Raw genomic sequence first — 19694 nt, 5'->3', positions numbered from 1 at the left:
TCCTTTATATTTCAAAGCTGAGGCTTGTGTAACTTAAGTGGCTGTGTATCTGTTTAATATATTGGATATTGCTTATATAATTTAAATCTCTAAGCAATGAAATTTTTTAAACAGATAAAAATCAATTTATTCATTTTTGGCTTGCCGTTACTATTGGCAGTGTTCTCCTGTAACAATGATGATTCATCCGTTGCGGATCAGGAGAATACAAACCTCACTAATGAAGACAATACGGCGTTATTGTTTATGTTGGAAGAGGAAAAGTTGGCAAGGGATACGTATACCTATTTGGAGGATTTATGGGAAATAAATCAGTTTTCAAATATAAAGAAAAGTGAACAAAGCCATATGAATGCCGTTATTGGCCTTTTGGACCAATATGATATTTCCTATTCCCTTTTGGCATATGGGGAGTTTAATAACCCGGAAATTCAAAAGCTTTATGATCAGTTTATTGATTACGGCAGTGAAAATAAGGCAAATGCCTTGGAGGTTGGTGCCAACATTGAAGATTTGGACATTGTGGATTTGGCCAAATTCATTGATGCCACGACCAATAGTGCCATGATACAAGTATTTGAAAGCCTGCAATGTGGTAGCCGAAACCACCTCAGGAGTTTTGTCAATGCCATTGAACTTTCAGGGAATACTTATGAGCCCCAGTATTTGACCCAGGAAGACTATATCTTAATAATCAATGATAATCAGGAACAATGTGGTCCGTAAAGGATTTTATTAAACAGACTTCCAAACAAGAACTGAATAATTTGGCTGACCCATTTTTGGGCACAGTTCAAATACCTCAAACTTGTTGGCTGTCTTAAACTATATTCCTTGACCATAAATAACTTTAGTTAGGTCTTCTTGTGTAACAATTGTTACACAACATTAGGTGTAACTTATTGATTTAAAATAAATTAACTGACATATATCATTTTACGTTCCTATTAAAGAACATACATTTAACCATATTAATTCATTAAAACAAAAATCATGAAAAGAATAATTTTTGCAATGGTATTTATTGCATTTGGATCTATAATGCTTAATGCACAGGACCAAGACCAATTGCGGGATAGGGACCAAGATCGATTAATGTTGGTGGATGGTGATGTACTACAAATTAGAGATCGTGACCAAATAAGATTACAAGATCCCGTAACATTAAATGATGGAACGGTTGTAAATCCTGATGGTTCTTATGTAACAAGGGATAAGGATCGTTTACGTTTAAAGGATGGGGAATGTTTGGACAATGATGGTATTAAATACCGCAATGAGTACCAATACAGATACAAAGTAAAACAGGAAAACAAAGGTCTTACCGAGGCTCAAATGCAGGAACGTAACCAAAATAGGTTTCAGATCATGCAAATAGGCGGTGAAGTATATCAAATTAGAAATCAAGAACAAAAACGTCTTCAGGAGCAATTAAACCTCGGCGACGGAATATTGGTCAATCCTGATGGAACTTACCAGAACCAAGACCGTAAACAACTTAAATTGCAAGATGGAGAATGCATAAATATGAATGGTGCCATGTTTAAGAATTCATATCTACATCGTAAAATGATGGTTCAAAAAAATATGAAAGTAAATAAAAACATGAAGATGAAAAGCGGAGTTAAGAAGTCAATGACTATGAAAAAGAATAAAGGTAACAATTAAGAAATACCAATGGGATGCAGGAATTTAAAAATTCCTGCATCCCATTTCCAATAAAGAACTTAAACTTATATCTAATGAAATCCCGGCTAATTATATCTACATTAATATTTTTTGCTCTTCATACCGGGATGATGTCCCAAAATAATAAAAAATCTATCCAAGAAAAATCCAATGACAATGAATCTTACTTTCTAACCGATGTTAGCTATCTAAATGATGCTGTATTTATGGGAAGGCGGGATTCTATTGCAGCCCCATATATTTTCCCTTCTATTGGTTATTACGATAAGACGGGTTTTTTTGCAGATGCCTCAGTATCTTATTTAACGGCATCCAACGAAAACAGGGTAGATCTTTTTTTAATTAGTTCTGGGTTTATATTTAACGGACCCCAGATTAGTGGAGGAATATCGGGAACCGCTTATTTTTTTAATGAGGACAGTTACAATGTTAGGTCCGAAGTTATTGGCGATATTACCGGTGTTTTAAGTTATGACTTAAAGTTTCTGGAAATTACACTTTCGGCAAGTACATATTTTAATAAAGAAAGTTCAGTAGATATTTTTACTGGACTAAAATTGGATAGAACCTTTTATACTCTTGGGAACAAGCTATTGCTAGATCCGGGTATTTCCCTGTATGCCGGATCACAATATTTCTATCAGGAATATTATAGTAGCAGTCGTTTAGGCAACAGAAAGGGAAAAGGAAAAGGGACCATAGATACAGAACCAACTACCTCCACTGTGGTGGAAATAAAGGAGGCATCAGAGTTTAATCTCTTAAACCTGGAGTTAAGTCTTCCTGCGCAATTTTATCACAAGCAATTTATTTTTTCTATTACTCCTTCCTTGTCTTTTCCCCAAAGCAGTGCCACTATTAGCACCGAGGATACCATTATAAAGGAAGATCTAAAAAATACATTCTATTGGACCATTGGCGTTAGCTATTGGTTTTATACCAAAAAAGGAAACTAAAATTGGTTATCCCAATGGAATCAATCCCTTGGTAACATTAGTTACTGTGCAATCCTTTTACTCCCCCTAATTTTGTCTTAAATAATTAGAACGATGAAGAATATCATTTATATACTGTCTTTTTTGGGAACCTTGTCCTTGGTTCACGCTCAGGAAAGAGTGTTGATCAGCAAGGAAGAAGTGTTGACCAAAGTGAGGGAAAACAACAATACCCTTAAAATGTCCCAACAGGATGTGTTGGCCGCCAAAGGCGATTTTAATCAGTCCAATGCCGTGATATTGCCCAATATAAGTGTATCCCATACGGCTATTGCGACCACTAATCCCTTGATGGCATTTGGTTCCAAATTGAACCAGGAAATTTTGACCCAGGCCGATTTTGATCCCCTTTTATTGAACAACCCCAGTCAGATCGAGGATTATGCTACCCGTATCCAAGTGCAGCAGCCATTGGTAAATCTAGATGGAATTTTTCAGCGTAAGGCGGCGAAAGCCAAAATGAATGCAGTGGAGTTAAAAGCGGATAGGACCAATGATTATATGGACTTGGAGGTAGAAAAAGCTTATATGCAGTTACAGTTGGCCTATAAGTCCGTCTCGGTTTTGGAAGAGGCGAAAAAGGCGGCAATGGAAAATAAGCGTTTGGCGGATAATAGTTTTAAGCAGGGATATCTTCAAAAATCGGATGTCCTGGCGGTAGAGGTTAGGCTTACCGAAATAGACAATCAGTTGCAGTACGCCAAGAGCAATATCCACAATGTTTCCAATTACCTATCCGTCTTGATGAACGATAACAGTTATGCAGTTTTACAACCATCGGACTCCTTGACCTTAGTGGTCAGTGACATTTATACGGAAGGATTGCCTGATAATAGAAAGGACCTACAGGCCATGTCCTTGTCCACCGAGGCATACCAACAAATGTACAGGGCAGACAAAATGAGTTTTCTTCCTAGCTTAAATGCTTTTGGAACCTATGAATTGCACGATGACCAAGTTTTTCAGGGCGATGCCAATGGATATTTGATAGGGGCAGAATTAAAATGGAACATTTTTGAAGGCAGTAAGCGTTTTGGAAAGGTCCAAAAAAGCAGGGCCGAATTTGAAAAATCCAAGTTGGAGCTTCATCAATATAAAGCCGAAAGTCAGGTAGAGTTGAATAGGGCCATGCGTTTGCTTCAAGATGCCAAAAACAATTTGGAGCTTACGTCATTGGCATTGCAACAGTCGGAAGAATCCCTCCGCATACGAACCAATAGATTTAAACAGGGGTTGGAGAAAACCACCGACTTATTAAATACCGAAACCCAATTTTCCCAGAAGAGATTGGAATATTACACTACTATTTTCAATTATAATTACGCCTTGGCCTATGTAAAGTTTTTAACCAAGGAATAAGGGCATACAGTTAATCAATATAAGAAATCATAAAAAGGAATTATACATATGAAAACAAAATTATACATAGCAGCACTCTTCACCTTCGCCATAACGATTAGCAGTTGTGGGAGCGATGATAAAAAAACTGTGGCGGACAATTCTCCTGCCGTGGCCGTTGAAGTGAGCACGGTTTCTGAACAGAACGGTAGTCCGTTCCTATCCGCCAGCGGAAAGATAGAGGCGGTGAACAGTGCCAATATAAGTACCCGAATGATGGGATATGTAGATAAAATTTACGTACAGGTAGGGGATAAAGTTAATAAAGGGCAGCAATTGATAAGTATTAACAATGCTGACCTATCCGCCAAATTAGCCCAAGTAAACGCCGGTATTACCGAAGCCGCTGCTGCTTTTAACAACGCTGAAAAAGATTACAATAGGTATACAGCCTTGTTTAAGGAGAACAGTGCTTCCCAAAAGGAACTGGACGACATTACTGCCAACTACAACATGGCCAAGGCCAGATTGGAAGCGGCCAAACAAATGAAGAACGAGGTGAACGCCCAATTTTCCTATAGCAATATACGGGCTCCTTTTAATGGAGTGGTTACCAACAAATTTATTAAGGTTGGGGATATGGCCAATCCAGGGATGCCCTTAGTGGAAGTAGAAAGTCCGGGCAATTTTCAGGTCTTGACCATGGTACCTGAATCTGAAATACTTCAGATAAAGTCGGGTTCGGAAGTGGGGATCTTGATCAAGACCCTGGACGAAACCTTTAAGGGAACAGTAGCGGAAGTGAGTACCTCTGCCAAAAATACTGGAGGACAGTATATGGTTAAAGTAATGTTGGATGAGTCCAATTCCAAACTACTTTCTGGAATGTACGCCACTGTTCAATTTCCTACTGCAAAAAAAGCGAATACCAATAGGGTGCTTATTCCTCTGGAGGCGATAGTGCAAAACGGACAGTTATCCGGAGTGTATACGGTGAGTGAGAGCAATACCGCTCTTTTGCGCTGGTTGCGCTTGGGTAGGACTTATGGCGATAGTGTAGAGGTATTGTCAGGACTTTCCGCCGAGGAACAATATATAATATCGGCCGAAGCGAAATTGTTCAATGGGGCTAGGATTAGTATCCAATAACCAAAGTTTGAAAAATCGGATTTGCGTTAGGGATTGTAGCGGTTACCCCAAGACTTTTTAGCAGATTTAGGCTAAAAAGGAGTTGGAGTAAAAGCGGAAAGCCCGACCTGAGCATTTCTGAATGATTTCCTGCTAGGCTCCAATCCTGCAAGGTCTCCAAGACCTTGTAGGTATAAGAAAACGGGAATTGGGTCATTCAAGAATAAGCGAAGGTAACGCCCAAAACAAAAATAAAAGATAAAGATGAAAGAAGGATTAGCAGGCAAAATTGCCAAAGCATTTATAGGATCTAAGTTAACGGTCCTTCTAATGATCGTATTCATGGTCATTGGGGTATACAGTTCTTTCTTGATACCTAGGGAGGAAGAGCCACAGATAGATGTGCCAATGGCCGATATCTTTGTGGGCTATCCAGGGGCTAGTCCCACCGAAGTAGAGAGTAGGGTAACCAAACCTCTTGAAAAATTAATTTCCAATATTAAAGGTGTAGAATACGTCTACTCTACTTCCATGGAGGAGCAGGGAATGGTTATAGTGCAGTTTTATGTGGGTGAGGATATTGAACGTTCGTTTGTAAAACTCCAGAACGAGATCAATAAGCATATGGACGAAATGCCACAAGGGGTTACCTACCCTTTAATAAAAACCAGGGCTATAGATGATGTACCCATGTTGGGACTTACCTTGTGGAGCGAGAATTATGACGACTACCAACTAAAGCAAATTGCCCAGGAGCTTACAGATGAAATTGAAAAAGTAAACGATGTGTCCGCCACCCAAAAGATTGGTGGGCGTAACCGTCAATTGCGGGTGGTAATGGACAAGGATAAATTGGCCGCAAGCGGATTGGATTTTCTTTCTGTTGCCGAAATGATCAGAGCCAGTAACCAGCAAATAAGCGGAGGTACATTTGATAAAAATGATACCGAATTTATGGTGACCACGGGTAAATTCCTGGAAACTGCGACCGATGTGGAGAATTTGGTGGTAGGGGTGCAACAGAACCGTCCCATATATTTAAAGCAAATTGCCAGTATACAGGATGGACCCGAAATCCCTAAGGAATACGTATCCCTAGGTTTTGGGCAGGGAAGTGAACAAAGGGAAACCTATAAGTCCGAATATCCTGCAGTAACCATTTCCATAGCCAAGCGCAAGGGTGCGGACGCCATGAATATTTCGGATATTATTTTGGAGAAAGTAGATCATTTAAAGAAAAATCTTATCCCGGATGATGTGCATGTGGAGGTGACCCGGAATTACGGGGAAACGGCATCCCACAAGGTATCCGAACTGTTGATGCACCTTATAGGTGCCATAATAGCGGTGACCTTTGTAGTAATGTTGGCCATGGGATGGCGTGGTGGATTGGTGGTGTTCCTATCCGTACCCATCACCTTTGCCTTGACCCTATTGAGTTATTATTTGTTGGACTACACCTTAAACCGTATTACCTTATTTGCACTGGTTTTTGTGACAGGTATTGTGGTGGACGACTCCATTATTATAGCAGAAAACATGCACCGGCATTTTAAAATGAAACGTTTGCCGTTTAAGCAGGCTGCATTGTATGCCATTAATGAAGTGGGCAACCCTACTATATTGGCCACCTTTACGGTAATTGCTTCCGTATTGCCAATGGCTTTTGTTTCAGGTCTTATGGGGCCTTATATGTCCCCAATGCCTATTGGAGCTTCCATTGCCATGTTATTGTCCCTTTTTGTAGCCTTGACCATTACACCATATCTGGGGTATATATTTCTTAGGGAGAAGGATAAAAAAGGAGAGGAAAAGGCAGAAAAACCTTTAGAGGAAACTTTTATCTTTAGAATGTACAACAAGTTTGAAAAGCCTTTGATCGAAAACAAAAAGAAACGCTGGTTGTTTTTAGGGATTACATTTTTGTTGTTGTTGGGTTCCATTGGAATGTTCTTTACCAAATCGGTGGCTGTTAAAATGTTGCCTTTCGATAATAAGAATGAATTTCAAGTGGTCATAGACATGCCAGAGGGTACTACTTTGGAACGTACCGGAGTAGTGGCCAGGGAAATTGCCCAATACCTAAATACTCGTCCGGAAGTGGTAAACTATCAAAGTTATGTGGGCACTTCCGCGCCAATAACTTTCAATGGTCTTGTCCGTCATTACGATATGAGGGGGGGGAGCAATATGGCCGATATACAGGTAAATTTATTGGATAAGGGAGAGCGATCTGCCCAAAGTCACGAGATAGCCAGTCTAATGCGTCCAGAGATACAACGTATAGGGAATAAGTACAACGCCAACGTTAAGATTGTTGAGGTACCCCCCGGACCTCCGGTACTATCCACTATTGTTGGGGAAATATATGGCCCTGATTATGATATACAAATGGATATTGCAGATCAGGTACTGCAGATTTTGAAAAATACCCCGGATGTGGTGGATGTGGATTGGATGGTAGAAGCAGACCAAGTGGAATATCAGTTTATCATTGACAAGGAAAAGGCAATGCTTTATGGTGTGGCACCACAACAAATTGCCCATACCATGAATATGGCCCTGTCGGAAAGGGCGGTGACCAATCTATACGATGAAAATGCCTCCGTTCAAATAGGTTTGATATTGGCCTTGGATGAAAAGGAAAAATCAACTATTCAGGATATTGCCCAATTGAAGGTGAAATCACAGCAGGGAAATATGGTCCCTATTGCAGATTTGGTAGCTATAGAGCAGACCACAAGGGCCAAGAGTATTTATAGAAAAAACCAAAAGCGGGTGGTCTATGTACTGGCCGATATGGCCGGGGATTTGGAAAGTCCCGTGTATGCTATCTTAGGGATGACCGATAAGTTAAAGGCGATGAATTTGCCTAAGGGATATTCTATTGATGAACTGTACATAAAGCAACCCGATTTTGAGGATAATTATACCGTAAAATGGGATGGGGAATGGCAGATTACCTTGGAGGTATTCCGGGATCTGGGATTGGCATTCTTAGGGGTAATTTTCATCATCTATATATTGATTGTAGGCTGGTTCCAAAATTTTAAGGCCCCGGTAGTAATGATGGTGGCCATACCACTTTCTTTGATCGGGATTGTATTGGGGCATTGGATGTTGGATGCTTTTTTTACAGCAACTTCCTTTATTGGAATGATTGCCCTAGCTGGAATTATGGTGCGGAATTCAGTCTTGTTGATCGATTTTATTAATCTGCGATTGGCGGAAGGCACTCCTTTAAAACTGGCCGTAATTGAAGCTGGTGCCGTAAGGACTACCCCTATTCTTTTAACAGCGGGAACCGTGGTTATTGGGGCGTTTGTAATCCTGTTCGATCCCATTTTCCAAGGGCTGGCCATTTCTTTGATGGGCGGTACCATTGTATCCACGGTGCTAACATTGTTAGTGGTGCCCTTGGTGTATTATATGATAGAAAGGAAGAACTATAAGTAACTGGGAGTTTATATGAGATTTGTATGCAGGTCCCTAAGCGGGGACGAAGGGAGCGCTCTGGGAAATTGATTTATTCCATATTGGATATGGGTATTTTGCGAAATTTTAAGGACCGGTCTCTAAGCGTAGTCGAAGAGAGCCCGGTATAACCCAAAGAAGGTAAAGCCTCAAGAAATCATTTTGGCAATAGAATTGAAACTAAAAATAAATAATAATGAAACTACTCATAGTAACCGTTGTGGAAGAGTTCGCCAAGGAAACTCTAAAACTCTTTAAAAAAGCAAATATTGAAAGCTTTAGTGGCTCCGATATTGATGGATATAAAAATCCAGCCCAAGTGCTCATGGCTTCAAATTGGTTCCCCAGTGAAAAAGGGGGTGTAGAATCTGCCATGTTTTTTTCCTTTACCACAGAAGAGAATATTGAAATCCTTTTTCAACTTATCTCTGAATTCAACAATAATTTGGAAACCAACAATCCCGTAAGGGCTGCCGTGGTTCCCATAGAAAAGTATATTTAATAACCTTTAAAAAATAATATTATGATGAACAGATTTATCAGGGCAATTGCCGGGGCTTTTATAGTTATTAGCGTGGTATTGGCCATTTACGTAAATATAAACTGGTTGTGGTTTACCGTCTTTGTAGGGGTCAACCTTTTTCAATCTGCATTTACCCAATGGTGCTTAATGGAGAAGATCTTATTCAAATTGGGGGTTAAAAAAGAAGCGGACCGACGTACCGATTAAGGGAACAAATTCTGTGGATTAAGGTGGTCTAGAGTAAAAGATGACCAGCATACTTTAAGGGAATTATGATGGTGGCTCGGGAATAAACTATTGATTCCTAGATTATATTTGTTACCTTTTTTTGTCCCAGATGAGAAAGAATAAAAAATGCCCCGATTTCCCGGGGCATTCTTAAACTAACTCAAAACTCAATAAATAAAACTCAAAATTTTTACCAAGGGGTGCTAACTCCCTGTACGATCCAAGGCCGGGCATATGGGCTATCATTGGGATCTGTTGTACTATATGGAGTTCCTTCCAATGAAGCCGCCGCCGCGTTGTAATTGGTGGTATTGATGTTAATTTCATCATCAGGATAAATGAACCTTAGAGGCATCACATCTTCTCTGGCAAAGGGTCCTGCACTTAAATCAGGTAGACCAGTTCTTCTCCAATCCAAATAGGCTTCATCACCATTGAACATATTGGCTATCCATTTTTGCTCCATGATTTGCGCCAAGGTTCCGTCGAAAGCAACTCCGGTATTGGTAATATAATCACTGTAGGTATCACCAACACCCCATACTTCCAAAGAGGCTCTAATTCCTTCCAAATAATTTCCTTCGGCATCCGATCCCCAGCCTCTTACTGCAGCTTCTGCTTTTAAGAAAGACAATTCGGCATAAGAGAACAGTCTAGCTTTGAGAAGGTTTCCCCCGTCATCTTTTTGGTTGAATACTTCATTCATTAAGGATACATATGCGTTTGTACCCCCTCTTGAACCATCTGCATTGTAGTTGTACTCATAAGGGTCTATACTACTTACTGCTGCGGGCAAACCAACATAAATACTGCTGGTATCAATTAATTTTTTACCTGCCTCCAACTCTGCGGCATAGGTATCTGGTGAGTATATGGCATATAGGTTGCCTAAGATATCACCATCTATAAGGACCTCATCTGTAATATAACGTATGCCATCTACTTCGGCAACAGCTCCTCCACCGGGGACTTCAGCAGGAGGAACTACTTTTGTAGGTACTTCCACAGGAGCAAACCAGATGTCAATTCTAGGATCTTCCAACTCTTTTAGTTTATCGGTCATAGTGGTACATGGTTTTACCCTATGGAAATCCGAAGCCGAACCAAACTGTCCACTATTAGGCCATGATTGATCAGAGGTGCCACCTATGTAATCCAGTACAAGTTCATCATCAATATCACTGATCAAGGGCTTGGAAAGCGTACTGGTTACCCCGGTTTCGGCAAACGAAGGAAGTTTTTCGGATAATCGCATATAATAACGAAGGGCTAATGAGTTGGCTAATTTCTGCCACTTTGAAGCATCACCTCCATAATATAAGTCTTGATCTTCCACTACGCCTTCATACGAATCAGCGCCTAGGAGACTTGAAGCTGTTTCCAAATCGGCAATAATACCCTTATATACAGCTTCTTGTGAATCGTAAACGGGTAGTTCTCCTTCTGCTTCAGTACCTTTTAAAGCGTCAGAATAAGGGATGTCACCGTAGTAATCGGTTAAATTTCCGAACAGCATTGATTTCAATATCAAGGTAACCCCTTCGTGAAAAGGCAATCCAAGTTCTACCGCCCTGTCATAGGCTACTTTATTGGTTCTTAACAAACCGTAATTGGCAGACCAAATAGAACCAGTTTCCCAATCATATCTATTGCTGGACCAAGAGTCTCGCTGGGTATACTGTGCGGCATTACCGGTATCATTGGCATATCCTCTGCTGGTTGTACTTGTTGCAAGGCCTGTCATCACAGTACTCATCAATAAATTTGGATCAGCCATACTGGGCTCTATCCCATTTGGGTTTTCATTGATTTCAGCTAGGTCGTTATCGCAGGAAACTACAAGCAATAATGGAACCAATAGAAATCTGATAGCTATGTTTTGTATTAATTTCATATCCTTAGTTTTTTAATATTTTTAGAAACTTGCGTTTAGTTTAAGACCAACTGGAATTGCCCATGGCTGAATGTTATATCTCTCAACCCCCTGTGATAGGTTGCCCTGCGAATTTTGGAAGGCAGATTCTGGATCAATATTGATTCCCGCTTTGGTCCATAAGATAATATTACGACTAAACAACGATAGTGATAAATTACGCATTCCAATTTTCTGGGCTATTTTGTTATCAAAGGTATAGCCAATTGAAATTTGTCTTAGTTTTACAAAATCCGCATCAAAGGTTGAAGCCCTGGTAAAATCCCAAGCGTAGTTGTCACCATAGGTATGGTATTGTGTCCCTGGTCCACCAATATTTTCTTGTTCTAAAATAAAGTTGCCTTGGTCATCATAAGTACCAATAACCCCTGGTAAAAAAACACCGTCATTTAAACCATCAACGGGAAAGCCACCATCTTCAGCAGTTGGTCCACCAACAAGTGGGTAAAAGTCGCCATCTGGAGATAAAAATACATCGGCATTGTCTCTAATATAGGTTGGGATATCGCCAACGTCACTTAAGTTATAAACCTTATTCAGCCATCTGGTCGTCTGTAGATCGGACTCATAATACCTCATGGTCTGGGAAACAAACTGTCCGCCTTTTCTCCAGTCAAAGTTCATGGATAGATTCCAATTCTTGTACTGTAGCGATGTTTGTAGCCCTATGTTAAAATCTGGGTTGTAATTACCAATAACGGGGGCAACCCTATTTCCATCTTCATCGGACAAAGTACTGTCACTATTCTCCCAACCCTCATCGTCTAATAAAGGCCATCCGAAATACGGAGAATTAGGGTCTTCCACTCTAACGAAAGCACGGTCAACAATCTGACCTACTTCTTCCCCTACCCAGGTATATGCGCCTCCTTTTGCCTGACTCCAAAACCGAACATAATCCGTTCCTGGGGCCAATTCGGTGATAATGGTTTTATTGGTAGTAAAGGTTAGGTTCATATTCCAATTTAAATCATTACCCTGAATTAACTTTCCGCCTAAGCTGGCTTCAAAACCTTTACTGTTCAAGTTACCTGCATTAAAAAGTTTGGTGCTGGCACCTGAAGATACTGGAAGCGATTTTTGGAATATTTGATTTTCATTGTTCGATTCGTAATAGGTAAAATCCATATTCAATCGATTCCGGAAAAGCGACAAGTCAAAACCAAATTCGGTAGAAGTATTAAGCTCGGCTTCAATATTATCATTCTTTAAGGCCGAAGATACTGCCAGCTGTGACGCAGAGCCCCAATCCCCAGTATTGCTTAGGATAGAAAATAAATTGTGCGCGCTGGTATCATTACCGGACTGTGCCCAACCTACTCTTAATTTGAACAAAGATACATTGCTGCCCATATCGAACATATTGTTCAGTAAGATACTTGTGGATACTGATGGATATAGGAAGTCATTATCGCTTTCTGGTAAGGTACTGGACCAGTCATTTCTAACTGTTGCATCTACAAATAACATATTCTTATAGCCAATATTACCTAGGGCGTACAAGCTATTAACGCGTTCTTTTGATTGGGTTTCATTGTAGTCAATATTGTCGGCCGCTATATTGGACAAGAGGAATAAGTTTGGTATAACTAAACCAGAGCCCCCATTTTTGGTTTGGGTAGACACAAATCCATTACTTACATTCCTAATGTTACCACCCCCTGATAAACTAAAATCGAAGTCGTCATTTAACTTATCCTTATACGTAAGTAAAAAATCAGCATTGCTTTCTACCCCATCCAGATTTACCAATCCATAGGCGCCGTTTGTTTCCCTGCTAAAACCACTGGAGATCTTGGTTTCCCTTACTTCGCGACTATCATTATAGGCGTAACGTAGCATTAGGGAAAATTTATCGGAAAACGCGTAGTCTGCTTGAAAATTACCATACAACCTCTTTCTTTCAAAGCCATTGTTTATTTCATTGGCCATAAAATAGGGATTGTTGTATTCAAAATCAGATGGGTCATCACCAAAGTTATAAGGTGCATTCTGAAGCTGACCTTCTACCAACCAATAATCTTCTAGATCACGAATATCGATATGCGGGTTAATGTCATACAAAGCCTGTAGTGGATTTGCATTTCTATCAGTGGTTGATGGCCGGTTATCCGCACCTGAAATAACATATTTTAAACTTGAGGTTATTTTTAGTTTGTCATTTACATCAAAGGTACTATTGATAGCTAAGCTATTTCGCTCTAAATCCGAATTCGGAATAAAACCTTCATGCATCATATTCGTATAGGACAAACGATAATTCATACGATCGGTATTATTCTCTATAGCAATCGTATTGGTTGAGGTTATGGCAGATTCAAAGAAATTTTTGGCATTGTTCTTTCCTCTGGAAGTCAAAGGTGTGGCATTGGCTACACCACTTGCTATTTCTTCAGCGGTGTATGGCCATTGAATTGCACTTAAACCCTTATCTAGTTCGGGTCCTACCCAACCGGAAGAGGTTTCGTCGATTTGGGAAGTGGTAGGATCTGGCCTACTACCGTTAGCAAAACGATTACTTTTTTCCAAGAACTTATATGGCGTTTCATATACATTGCTAGAACTAAAGGTAATGCCTAAACCCTTACTCTTTTTACCAGATTTAGTGGTAATCAAAATAACACCGTTACCCCCTCTGGAACCATATAATGCAGCTGCACTAGGGCCTTTAAGTACAGAGACACTTTCAATATCGTCCGGATTCACATCGGCAATACCGCCACCGTAATCCACGGCAACACCACTTCCTACGGTTCCTACATTGGTTAAGCTACTGGTAAGTGGAACTCCATCAATTACGTACAGTGGTTGGTTGTCCGTTGTTAATGAAGAGGCCCCACGAAGAATCACACTTACCGTGGAACCCGTACCACCAGTAGAATTAATCTGAACCCCCGAAACTCTACCGTTCAATGCATTCAATGCATTTTCCTGTGTTACAGTGGTTATGTCATCACCGCTTACCTCACTAACAGAATACCCCAAGGATTTCTTTTCCCTTGAAATACCAAGAGCGGTTACTACTACCTCATCCAATTGTTCAGATGAGGTTGCCATGGTAACGTTTAGGGTAGTTTGGTTCCCTACAATTACTTCTTTTGTTTCCATGCCCAAATAGGAAAATACCAAGACAGCACTACTGTTGGGAACGGTTATGCTGTAGATTCCATCAAAATCGGAGGTAACACCGGTGGCAGTGCCCTTAACTACCACGGACACTCCAGGGAGTAATTCGCCATCATCACTGCTGACGACTCCCGTTACTCCTTGTTGTGCCAACATGATTCCAGAAACCATGCTGAACAGAAGGAAAGTCAAAAATTTTAAGCTGCTTTTTTTCATATTCATTTAAATTAATTGGTTGAGTAATTAGCATTTCGTTAACAAAACTATTGTAAAATTATCTACGAAAAGCATAGTATTTTATTAGATACCTATGGAATTTTACCCTTAAAGGTGGCAATATTATGATATTGAAAATTTTAGGTTAAGATATGTTTGATTTTTGGTAAGAATATTTCTTAAACGTAAGTGACACAATCTTAACACTTGAAGATTTGGGACCGTTTTTTTGGTTTTAATTGGTATCCTTAATTCCATACATTACTATATGTAGATCATGACTTACTTCGTGGAGTAGTATTTTATCACTTTTGAAAACTGCTATAATTTTAACTTAATTGCCCTGAAATAAGTTAAAAAACTAGGTCTTATGTCAATATACCATGTAAATGAAATAAGATTTACTTATTCAATGATCGCTATTTGAATTTAATTTGTAGGTAATTAACCAAAATGCCAAACCAATGTTAGCAGGGATAGATTATTTTATAGTAATAGCTTATATAATAGGAATGTTATTACTGGGGCTGTATTTCAAAAAATTTGTCAATAGCTCGGAGGATTATTTTCTTGGAGGCAAAAGCCTGCCCTTTTGGGCTATCGGTATGTCTATCGTCGTATCGGACATAGGGGCATTGGATTTTGTTGGTGTTTCCGGTCAGGCCTATAGATATGGTATTTCTGTCGGCAACTTTGATTGGGTAGGTTCTGTTCCGGCCATGTTGTTGGCGGCCTTTATTTTTATTCCTTATTTCTGGCGTGGGGGTATGTATACCATACCTGAATACCTTGGAAGAAGGTATAACCAAAAGGTAAGGACTATTGCTTCTGTTACCTGGATCCTGTTTTTTGCCTTGGATTTGGGAGTTCTTTTTTGGGCCAGTGCAGTATTGTTAAATGTCCTTATGGGGTGGCCCATATGGATATCCATTGTTGCCACTGCGGGAGTAGTTGGACTCTATACCTATTTTGGGGGTATTACCGCTGTAATTATGACCGATGTGGTCCAATTCGTTATAATGTTCATTGGAGGCTTTGCCTTAGTTTTTCTGAGTCTCTATGAAGTGGGAGGTTGGGATAATATGGTAGATAAAATTGCTACAATGGGTCCCGAGTATCGAAACCATTTCGATATTATACAACCACAGGATACGAAATCTCCCTTTCCTTGGACCGGAATTTTATTTGGTTTAACCTTTGTTATGGCCAATGCTTATATGATAGGTAACCAATCTATTGTACAGCGCTGCCTTACCGCTAAAAACGAATGGCACGCAAAGGCCAGTATGATATTCGGTTCTGCCCTTAAAATGTTTATTCCAATTCTGGTTTTGTTTCCAGGCCTTATGGCCGTCGTGGTACACCCTGGATTGCTAGACGGTGATCAGGCACTGCCAATGATGATCAAATCCATTCTGCCTCCGGGATTGGTCGGACTTATGTTCGCAGCATTTTTTGCTGGACTTATGTCCAGCGTGGATTCCTTGTTGAATTCAACGGCCACTTTGTTTACAAAAGATATCTATGAACCTTTTATTAAAAAAGGGGCGGATGACAAACATTATTTAAGGGTTGGGCAGATCACGACCTTGGTACTGTTACTTATAGGAGTAGCTACCTCCCCTATTAGCAGTGATTTCCCCGGGATTTATGTGGCCATACAAACCTTTATGTCCTATTTCCAAGGACCGATATTCGCCATTCTTCTATTGGGGATATTCTGGAAACGAACTACGGAATGGGGCGGACTTTCCGCATTGGTAATCGGAATTGGGTTTGCGATATACTTAAATGTATTTAAAGAGCAATTCTTCACTATAGAAGACCCCTTTCTTTATATTTCCTGGTGGTCTTTCCTACTAGGTTTTATAGTAAATGTAACGGTTAGTTTGCTGACCAAGAAACACACAGAGGAGCAATTGCAAGGCTTGGTGTTTAGTTCTAAAATTTTGGTAAAAAATAAAAAACTGTAATATGTTCAATTTTGACTGGCTTTCCGGAGTTTCTCAAGAAACTGCAAAAATGATATTTCTTGGTTTATATGCATTAATAGGTTTTTTAGTGCTTTTGCTTCCCACTGAATATGTTTACGAGGGTATAGCCAAGGAAGATCGGCATTGGTGGAACAATTTAAAAATATGGTCTATAGCCGTTCTTGTTATTTTGGCATCGATCTATAATCATTTTTAACCCCCTTAATCAAAAAAAAGTATGGAGACAAATGAAATAAACGCACGTTTAAAGGCTGCTCAAATCAATAATGCTCTTGGGTTTTTTATAATGGCTTTTGGGGTTATAGTACTTTTTGCAATGATCTATACGGAAACCTTTATAGAACATATGACCGATATGGTTGCCGGAATAATACTAATATCTATTGGTGGAGGAATGATGTGGAGGGCAAAAAGTAACATTAAGAAATTGAAAGCTAAGAAGGAATAATAAAATATATAGAATGCATAAATCCTTCCAAATAAAGTTATCGGATAATTGGAGAATCCAGAGTTCAAATAAAGTTTCGGAAAAGGGGAATGAAATCTCGACCATGCCCGCAATTGTCGACAATTGGTTTCCGACCGTAGTGCCTTCAACCGTTTTGAGCACTTTGGTGGCCAACAAGGTATACGAAAACCCCTATTTTGGGGAGAATCTAAAGTCCATCCAGACAGAATTGTTTAAAGTGCCATGGTGGTATGTCACGAACTTTAAACTTACTGCAGAACAAGCTAATAATTTTGCCAGTTTAAAATTTGACGGTATAAACTATAAGGCCAATGTTTGGTTAAATGGTCAGCTTATAGCCGATGCCACTGCCATAGATGGGGCATTTCGCATTACTTCTTTTGATGTAAGTGCATCTATTAAAAGTGGATCCAATATCCTGGCCGTTGAGGTTATTCCTCCCCAACCTGGCGATTTTAGTATAGGTTTCGTAGACTGGAACCCTGCCCCTCCAGATGGGGATATGGGTGTTTTTAGACCTGTAAGTTTAAATCTTCATGGCGGGGTACATATTGAAAATCCTTTTGTACAGACCAAGGTAAATCTTGAAACCTTGAAAGAGGCGGAGGTAACCGTTTCTGCGGAATTGATCAATTATTCGGATTCTGCAATTTCAGGAGATCTAGTAGGAACTATAGGAGACATTGTATTCAAGAAAAATATAAATCTTACTGCAAATAGTGATGAACTGATCACCTTTAATAGTAAGGATTTTGTGGGTCTTAATTTTAAGGAGCCAAAATTGTGGTGGCCCATTAATTTGGGGAATCCCGATCTCTATGATCTGGAATTAAAATTTGTGGCCAATGAAGAGGTTTTGGATGGGACGCAACTGAGATTTGGAATTCGACAAATAGAGGATTATTGGTTAGATGAAATTCACCGCGGTTATAAGGTCAATGGACAAAAGGTATTGATAAAAGGGGCCGGATGGACAGATGATTTGCTTTTGATGGATACGGACGAAAGCATTGAGGCGCAGGTGAAGTACGTAAAACAAATGAATCTGAACTGTATTCGTTTGGAAGGTTTTTGGGGGAAAGACCACAAACTCTACGACCTCTGCGATGAACATGGTATATTATTAATGGTAGGTTGGAGCTGTCATTGGGAACATGAGATCCATATGGGGGTGCCCGTCAACGAGCGTTTTGGTGGAGTATATAAGCCCGAGCATATAGCCCATGTTGCCCAGGCCTGGGAGGATCAGGTCATATGGCTGCGCAATCACCCCAGCATCTTTGTTTGGACCGTTGCCAGTGACAAGGTCCCGATTACGGAATTGGAACAAAAATATATTGACACTTTTGCCAAATATGATCCTACAAGGCCCTATTTAAATTCTACAGGTGGTGTGGGCAGTGATCAACATGTTATTGGTAGTGAGGATGTTATAAGCGAGATAAGTGGGTCCTCCGGGGTAAAAATGTTGGGTCCTTATGCCTATACGGCCCCGGTTTATTGGTTTACGGACACCAAATTTGGTGGCGCCTATGGGTTTAATACGGAAACTGGGCCCGGAGCTCAGATTCCCCAATTGGAAAGTCTTAAAAAAATGATTCCTCAAGAACAATTGTGGCCAATGGGGGAAGCCTGGAATTTTCATTGCGGAAGGTATGAGTTTGCCGATCTAAGTAGGTTTACCAAGGCCATGGATGAAAAATATGGAGCTCCCAGTTCTTTGGAGGAGTTCGATAAAAAGGCCCAGGCCATGAATTATGAGCTTATGCGGCCTATGTTCGAGGCTTTTCAGGTTTATAAAAAGAGGTCAACAGGTATTATCCAGTGGATGTTGAACGCGGCATGGCCCAAGATGTATTGGCAATTGTACGATTATTATCTAAACCCTACCGCGGCCTTATATGCTACACAAAAGGCATGTATGCCATTAAGCCTAATATATAATTACGGGGATAAACATATTTATGCTGTTAATGACCATATAACTCCAGTAGAAAATTTGACGGCCCATATCCGTGTTTATTCCTTAGGGTCGGAAATTCTTTTGGAGGAGAAGGTTGCCTTTGATATGGCGCCGGATTCATCAAAATCTATTTTCGCATTGGGAGAAATGCCAAGGCTTACAACAACCTATTTTGTAGATCTTCGCCTACTTGATAAGAGAGGCGTGGAGATCAACAATAATTTTTATTGGCTCTCCGCAAAAGAAGAAGTGTTGGACTATGAGGCCGATTTGGGACCCTTTGCTTTTCATACCCCCAGTAAGGTATATGCAGATTTTAAGCAGTTGAATGAGCTGCCTAAATCCCAGTTGGAGCAGTCGCATTATTTTGAACAGGATGGAGAACAACAGAATATTAAAGTAGAACTTAAGAACAATAGTGACCATATCGCATTTTTGATCAACCTTAAGGTTGTGGATGAAAATACCGGAGAACTTATACTGCCCATATTCTGGGAAGATAATTTTATAAACCTGCTCCCAGGGGAAGAACGCATGGTTTGTGCAAATTTTGAAGGGACTTCAGCGGCAGCGTTGAAGGTAGAGGGGTGGAATTTGAAATAGCTTAGGGAAAGAAAT

At 40.1% G+C, this 19694-nt stretch carries 14 protein-coding genes; 12 read left to right on the top strand and 2 right to left on the bottom strand.

Annotated features, from left to right (window positions below; genetic code table 11):
• Positions 1-96 precede the first annotated feature (96 nt).
• The 8 genes from MWU84_RS06565 (at position 97) to MWU84_RS06530 (ending at position 9354) form a co-directional block, all read left to right on the top strand.
• Complete coding sequence (locus MWU84_RS06565; RefSeq protein WP_246899717.1) at positions 97-726, top strand: DUF2202 domain-containing protein; 630 nt, start codon at positions 97-99, stop codon at positions 724-726.
• Positions 727-993: 267 nt separating this feature from the next.
• Positions 994-1668, top strand: coding sequence for a DUF6799 domain-containing protein (locus tag MWU84_RS06560; protein ID WP_246899715.1), 675 nt, complete (start codon positions 994-996; stop codon positions 1666-1668).
• 74 nt (positions 1669-1742) lie between these two features.
• Entirely contained in the window at positions 1743-2645 is a 903-nt protein-coding gene (locus MWU84_RS06555; protein WP_246899711.1) for a hypothetical protein, read from the top strand.
• Between the two features lie 93 nt (positions 2646-2738).
• Positions 2739-4043 carry a TolC family protein gene (locus MWU84_RS06550; RefSeq protein ID WP_246899708.1) on the top strand — a complete coding sequence of 435 codons (1305 nt, stop codon included), beginning with the start codon at positions 2739-2741 and terminating at the stop codon, positions 4041-4043.
• 48 nt (positions 4044-4091) lie between these two features.
• A complete protein-coding gene (locus tag MWU84_RS06545; RefSeq protein ID WP_246899705.1) occupies positions 4092-5171 on the top strand; it encodes an efflux RND transporter periplasmic adaptor subunit in 1080 nt (359 codons plus the stop codon).
• A gap of 243 nt (positions 5172-5414) precedes the next feature.
• On the top strand, positions 5415-8606 hold the full coding sequence (locus MWU84_RS06540; RefSeq protein ID WP_246899701.1) for an efflux RND transporter permease subunit: 3192 nt from the start codon (positions 5415-5417) through the stop codon (positions 8604-8606).
• A 214-nt stretch (positions 8607-8820) separates the two neighbouring features.
• Positions 8821-9126, top strand: a complete 306-nt coding sequence (locus MWU84_RS06535; protein ID WP_246899698.1) for a hypothetical protein — start codon at positions 8821-8823, stop codon at positions 9124-9126.
• Between the two features lie 21 nt (positions 9127-9147).
• Entirely contained in the window at positions 9148-9354 is a 207-nt protein-coding gene (locus tag MWU84_RS06530) for a DUF2892 domain-containing protein (RefSeq protein WP_246899694.1), read from the top strand.
• Between the two features lie 211 nt (positions 9355-9565).
• Here the strand turns inward: MWU84_RS06530 and MWU84_RS06525 are convergent, their stop codons facing one another.
• Together MWU84_RS06525 and MWU84_RS06520 are read right to left on the bottom strand one after the other, a co-directional pair.
• Positions 9566-11269 carry a SusD/RagB family nutrient-binding outer membrane lipoprotein gene (locus MWU84_RS06525; RefSeq protein ID WP_246899691.1) on the bottom strand — a complete coding sequence of 568 codons (1704 nt, stop codon included), beginning with the start codon at positions 11267-11269 and terminating at the stop codon, positions 9566-9568.
• 21 nt (positions 11270-11290) lie between these two features.
• Positions 11291-14650 (bottom strand): SusC/RagA family TonB-linked outer membrane protein, encoded by a 3360-nt coding sequence (locus MWU84_RS06520; protein WP_246899689.1) that lies wholly within the window; start codon positions 14648-14650, stop codon positions 11291-11293.
• A gap of 464 nt (positions 14651-15114) precedes the next feature.
• On the opposite strand from MWU84_RS06520, the gene MWU84_RS06515 reads away from it, so the two are divergent.
• The 4 genes from MWU84_RS06515 to MWU84_RS06500 are packed head-to-tail and all read left to right on the top strand — an operon-like array spanning position 15115 to position 19679.
• Positions 15115-16623, top strand: coding sequence for a sodium:solute symporter family protein (locus tag MWU84_RS06515; RefSeq protein WP_246899686.1), 1509 nt, complete (start codon positions 15115-15117; stop codon positions 16621-16623).
• 1 nt (position 16624) lies between these two features.
• Complete coding sequence (locus MWU84_RS06510; RefSeq protein ID WP_246899684.1) at positions 16625-16840, top strand: hypothetical protein; 216 nt, start codon at positions 16625-16627, stop codon at positions 16838-16840.
• Positions 16841-16861: 21 nt separating this feature from the next.
• Positions 16862-17092 carry a hypothetical protein gene (locus tag MWU84_RS06505; RefSeq protein WP_246899680.1) on the top strand — a complete coding sequence of 77 codons (231 nt, stop codon included), beginning with the start codon at positions 16862-16864 and terminating at the stop codon, positions 17090-17092.
• Between the two features lie 13 nt (positions 17093-17105).
• Complete coding sequence (locus MWU84_RS06500) at positions 17106-19679, top strand: glycoside hydrolase family 2 TIM barrel-domain containing protein (protein WP_246899678.1); 2574 nt, start codon at positions 17106-17108, stop codon at positions 19677-19679.
• Positions 19680-19694 lie beyond the last annotated feature (15 nt).

Origin of the sequence: Arenibacter sp. F20364 (genome assembly GCF_023015905.1) — a bacterium.
Taxonomy (GTDB): Bacteria; Bacteroidota; Bacteroidia; order Flavobacteriales; family Flavobacteriaceae; genus Arenibacter.
This window is presented reverse-complemented; position numbering and strand designations above follow the sequence as displayed.

Excerpts from the sequence above, each read along its gene's own strand:
- MWU84_RS06565 (WP_246899717.1), top strand. The coding sequence starts at position 97 with ATGAAATTTTTTAAACAGATAAAAATCAATTTATTCATTTTTGGCTTG.
- MWU84_RS06560 (WP_246899715.1), top strand. The coding sequence starts at position 994 with ATGAAAAGAATAATTTTTGCAATGGTATTTATTGCATTTGGATCTATA.
- MWU84_RS06555 (WP_246899711.1), top strand. The coding sequence starts at position 1,743 with ATGAAATCCCGGCTAATTATATCTACATTAATATTTTTTGCTCTTCAT.
- MWU84_RS06550 (WP_246899708.1), top strand. The coding sequence starts at position 2,739 with ATGAAGAATATCATTTATATACTGTCTTTTTTGGGAACCTTGTCCTTG.
- MWU84_RS06545 (WP_246899705.1), top strand. The coding sequence starts at position 4,092 with ATGAAAACAAAATTATACATAGCAGCACTCTTCACCTTCGCCATAACG.
- MWU84_RS06540 (WP_246899701.1), top strand. The coding sequence starts at position 5,415 with ATGAAAGAAGGATTAGCAGGCAAAATTGCCAAAGCATTTATAGGATCT.
- MWU84_RS06535 (WP_246899698.1), top strand. The coding sequence starts at position 8,821 with ATGAAACTACTCATAGTAACCGTTGTGGAAGAGTTCGCCAAGGAAACT.
- MWU84_RS06530 (WP_246899694.1), top strand. The coding sequence starts at position 9,148 with ATGATGAACAGATTTATCAGGGCAATTGCCGGGGCTTTTATAGTTATT.
- MWU84_RS06525 (WP_246899691.1), bottom strand. The coding sequence starts at position 11,269 with ATGAAATTAATACAAAACATAGCTATCAGATTTCTATTGGTTCCATTA.
- MWU84_RS06520 (WP_246899689.1), bottom strand. The coding sequence starts at position 14,650 with ATGAAAAAAAGCAGCTTAAAATTTTTGACTTTCCTTCTGTTCAGCATG.
- MWU84_RS06515 (WP_246899686.1), top strand. The coding sequence starts at position 15,115 with ATGTTAGCAGGGATAGATTATTTTATAGTAATAGCTTATATAATAGGA.
- MWU84_RS06510 (WP_246899684.1), top strand. The coding sequence starts at position 16,625 with ATGTTCAATTTTGACTGGCTTTCCGGAGTTTCTCAAGAAACTGCAAAA.
- MWU84_RS06505 (WP_246899680.1), top strand. The coding sequence starts at position 16,862 with ATGGAGACAAATGAAATAAACGCACGTTTAAAGGCTGCTCAAATCAAT.
- MWU84_RS06500 (WP_246899678.1), top strand. The coding sequence starts at position 17,106 with ATGCATAAATCCTTCCAAATAAAGTTATCGGATAATTGGAGAATCCAG.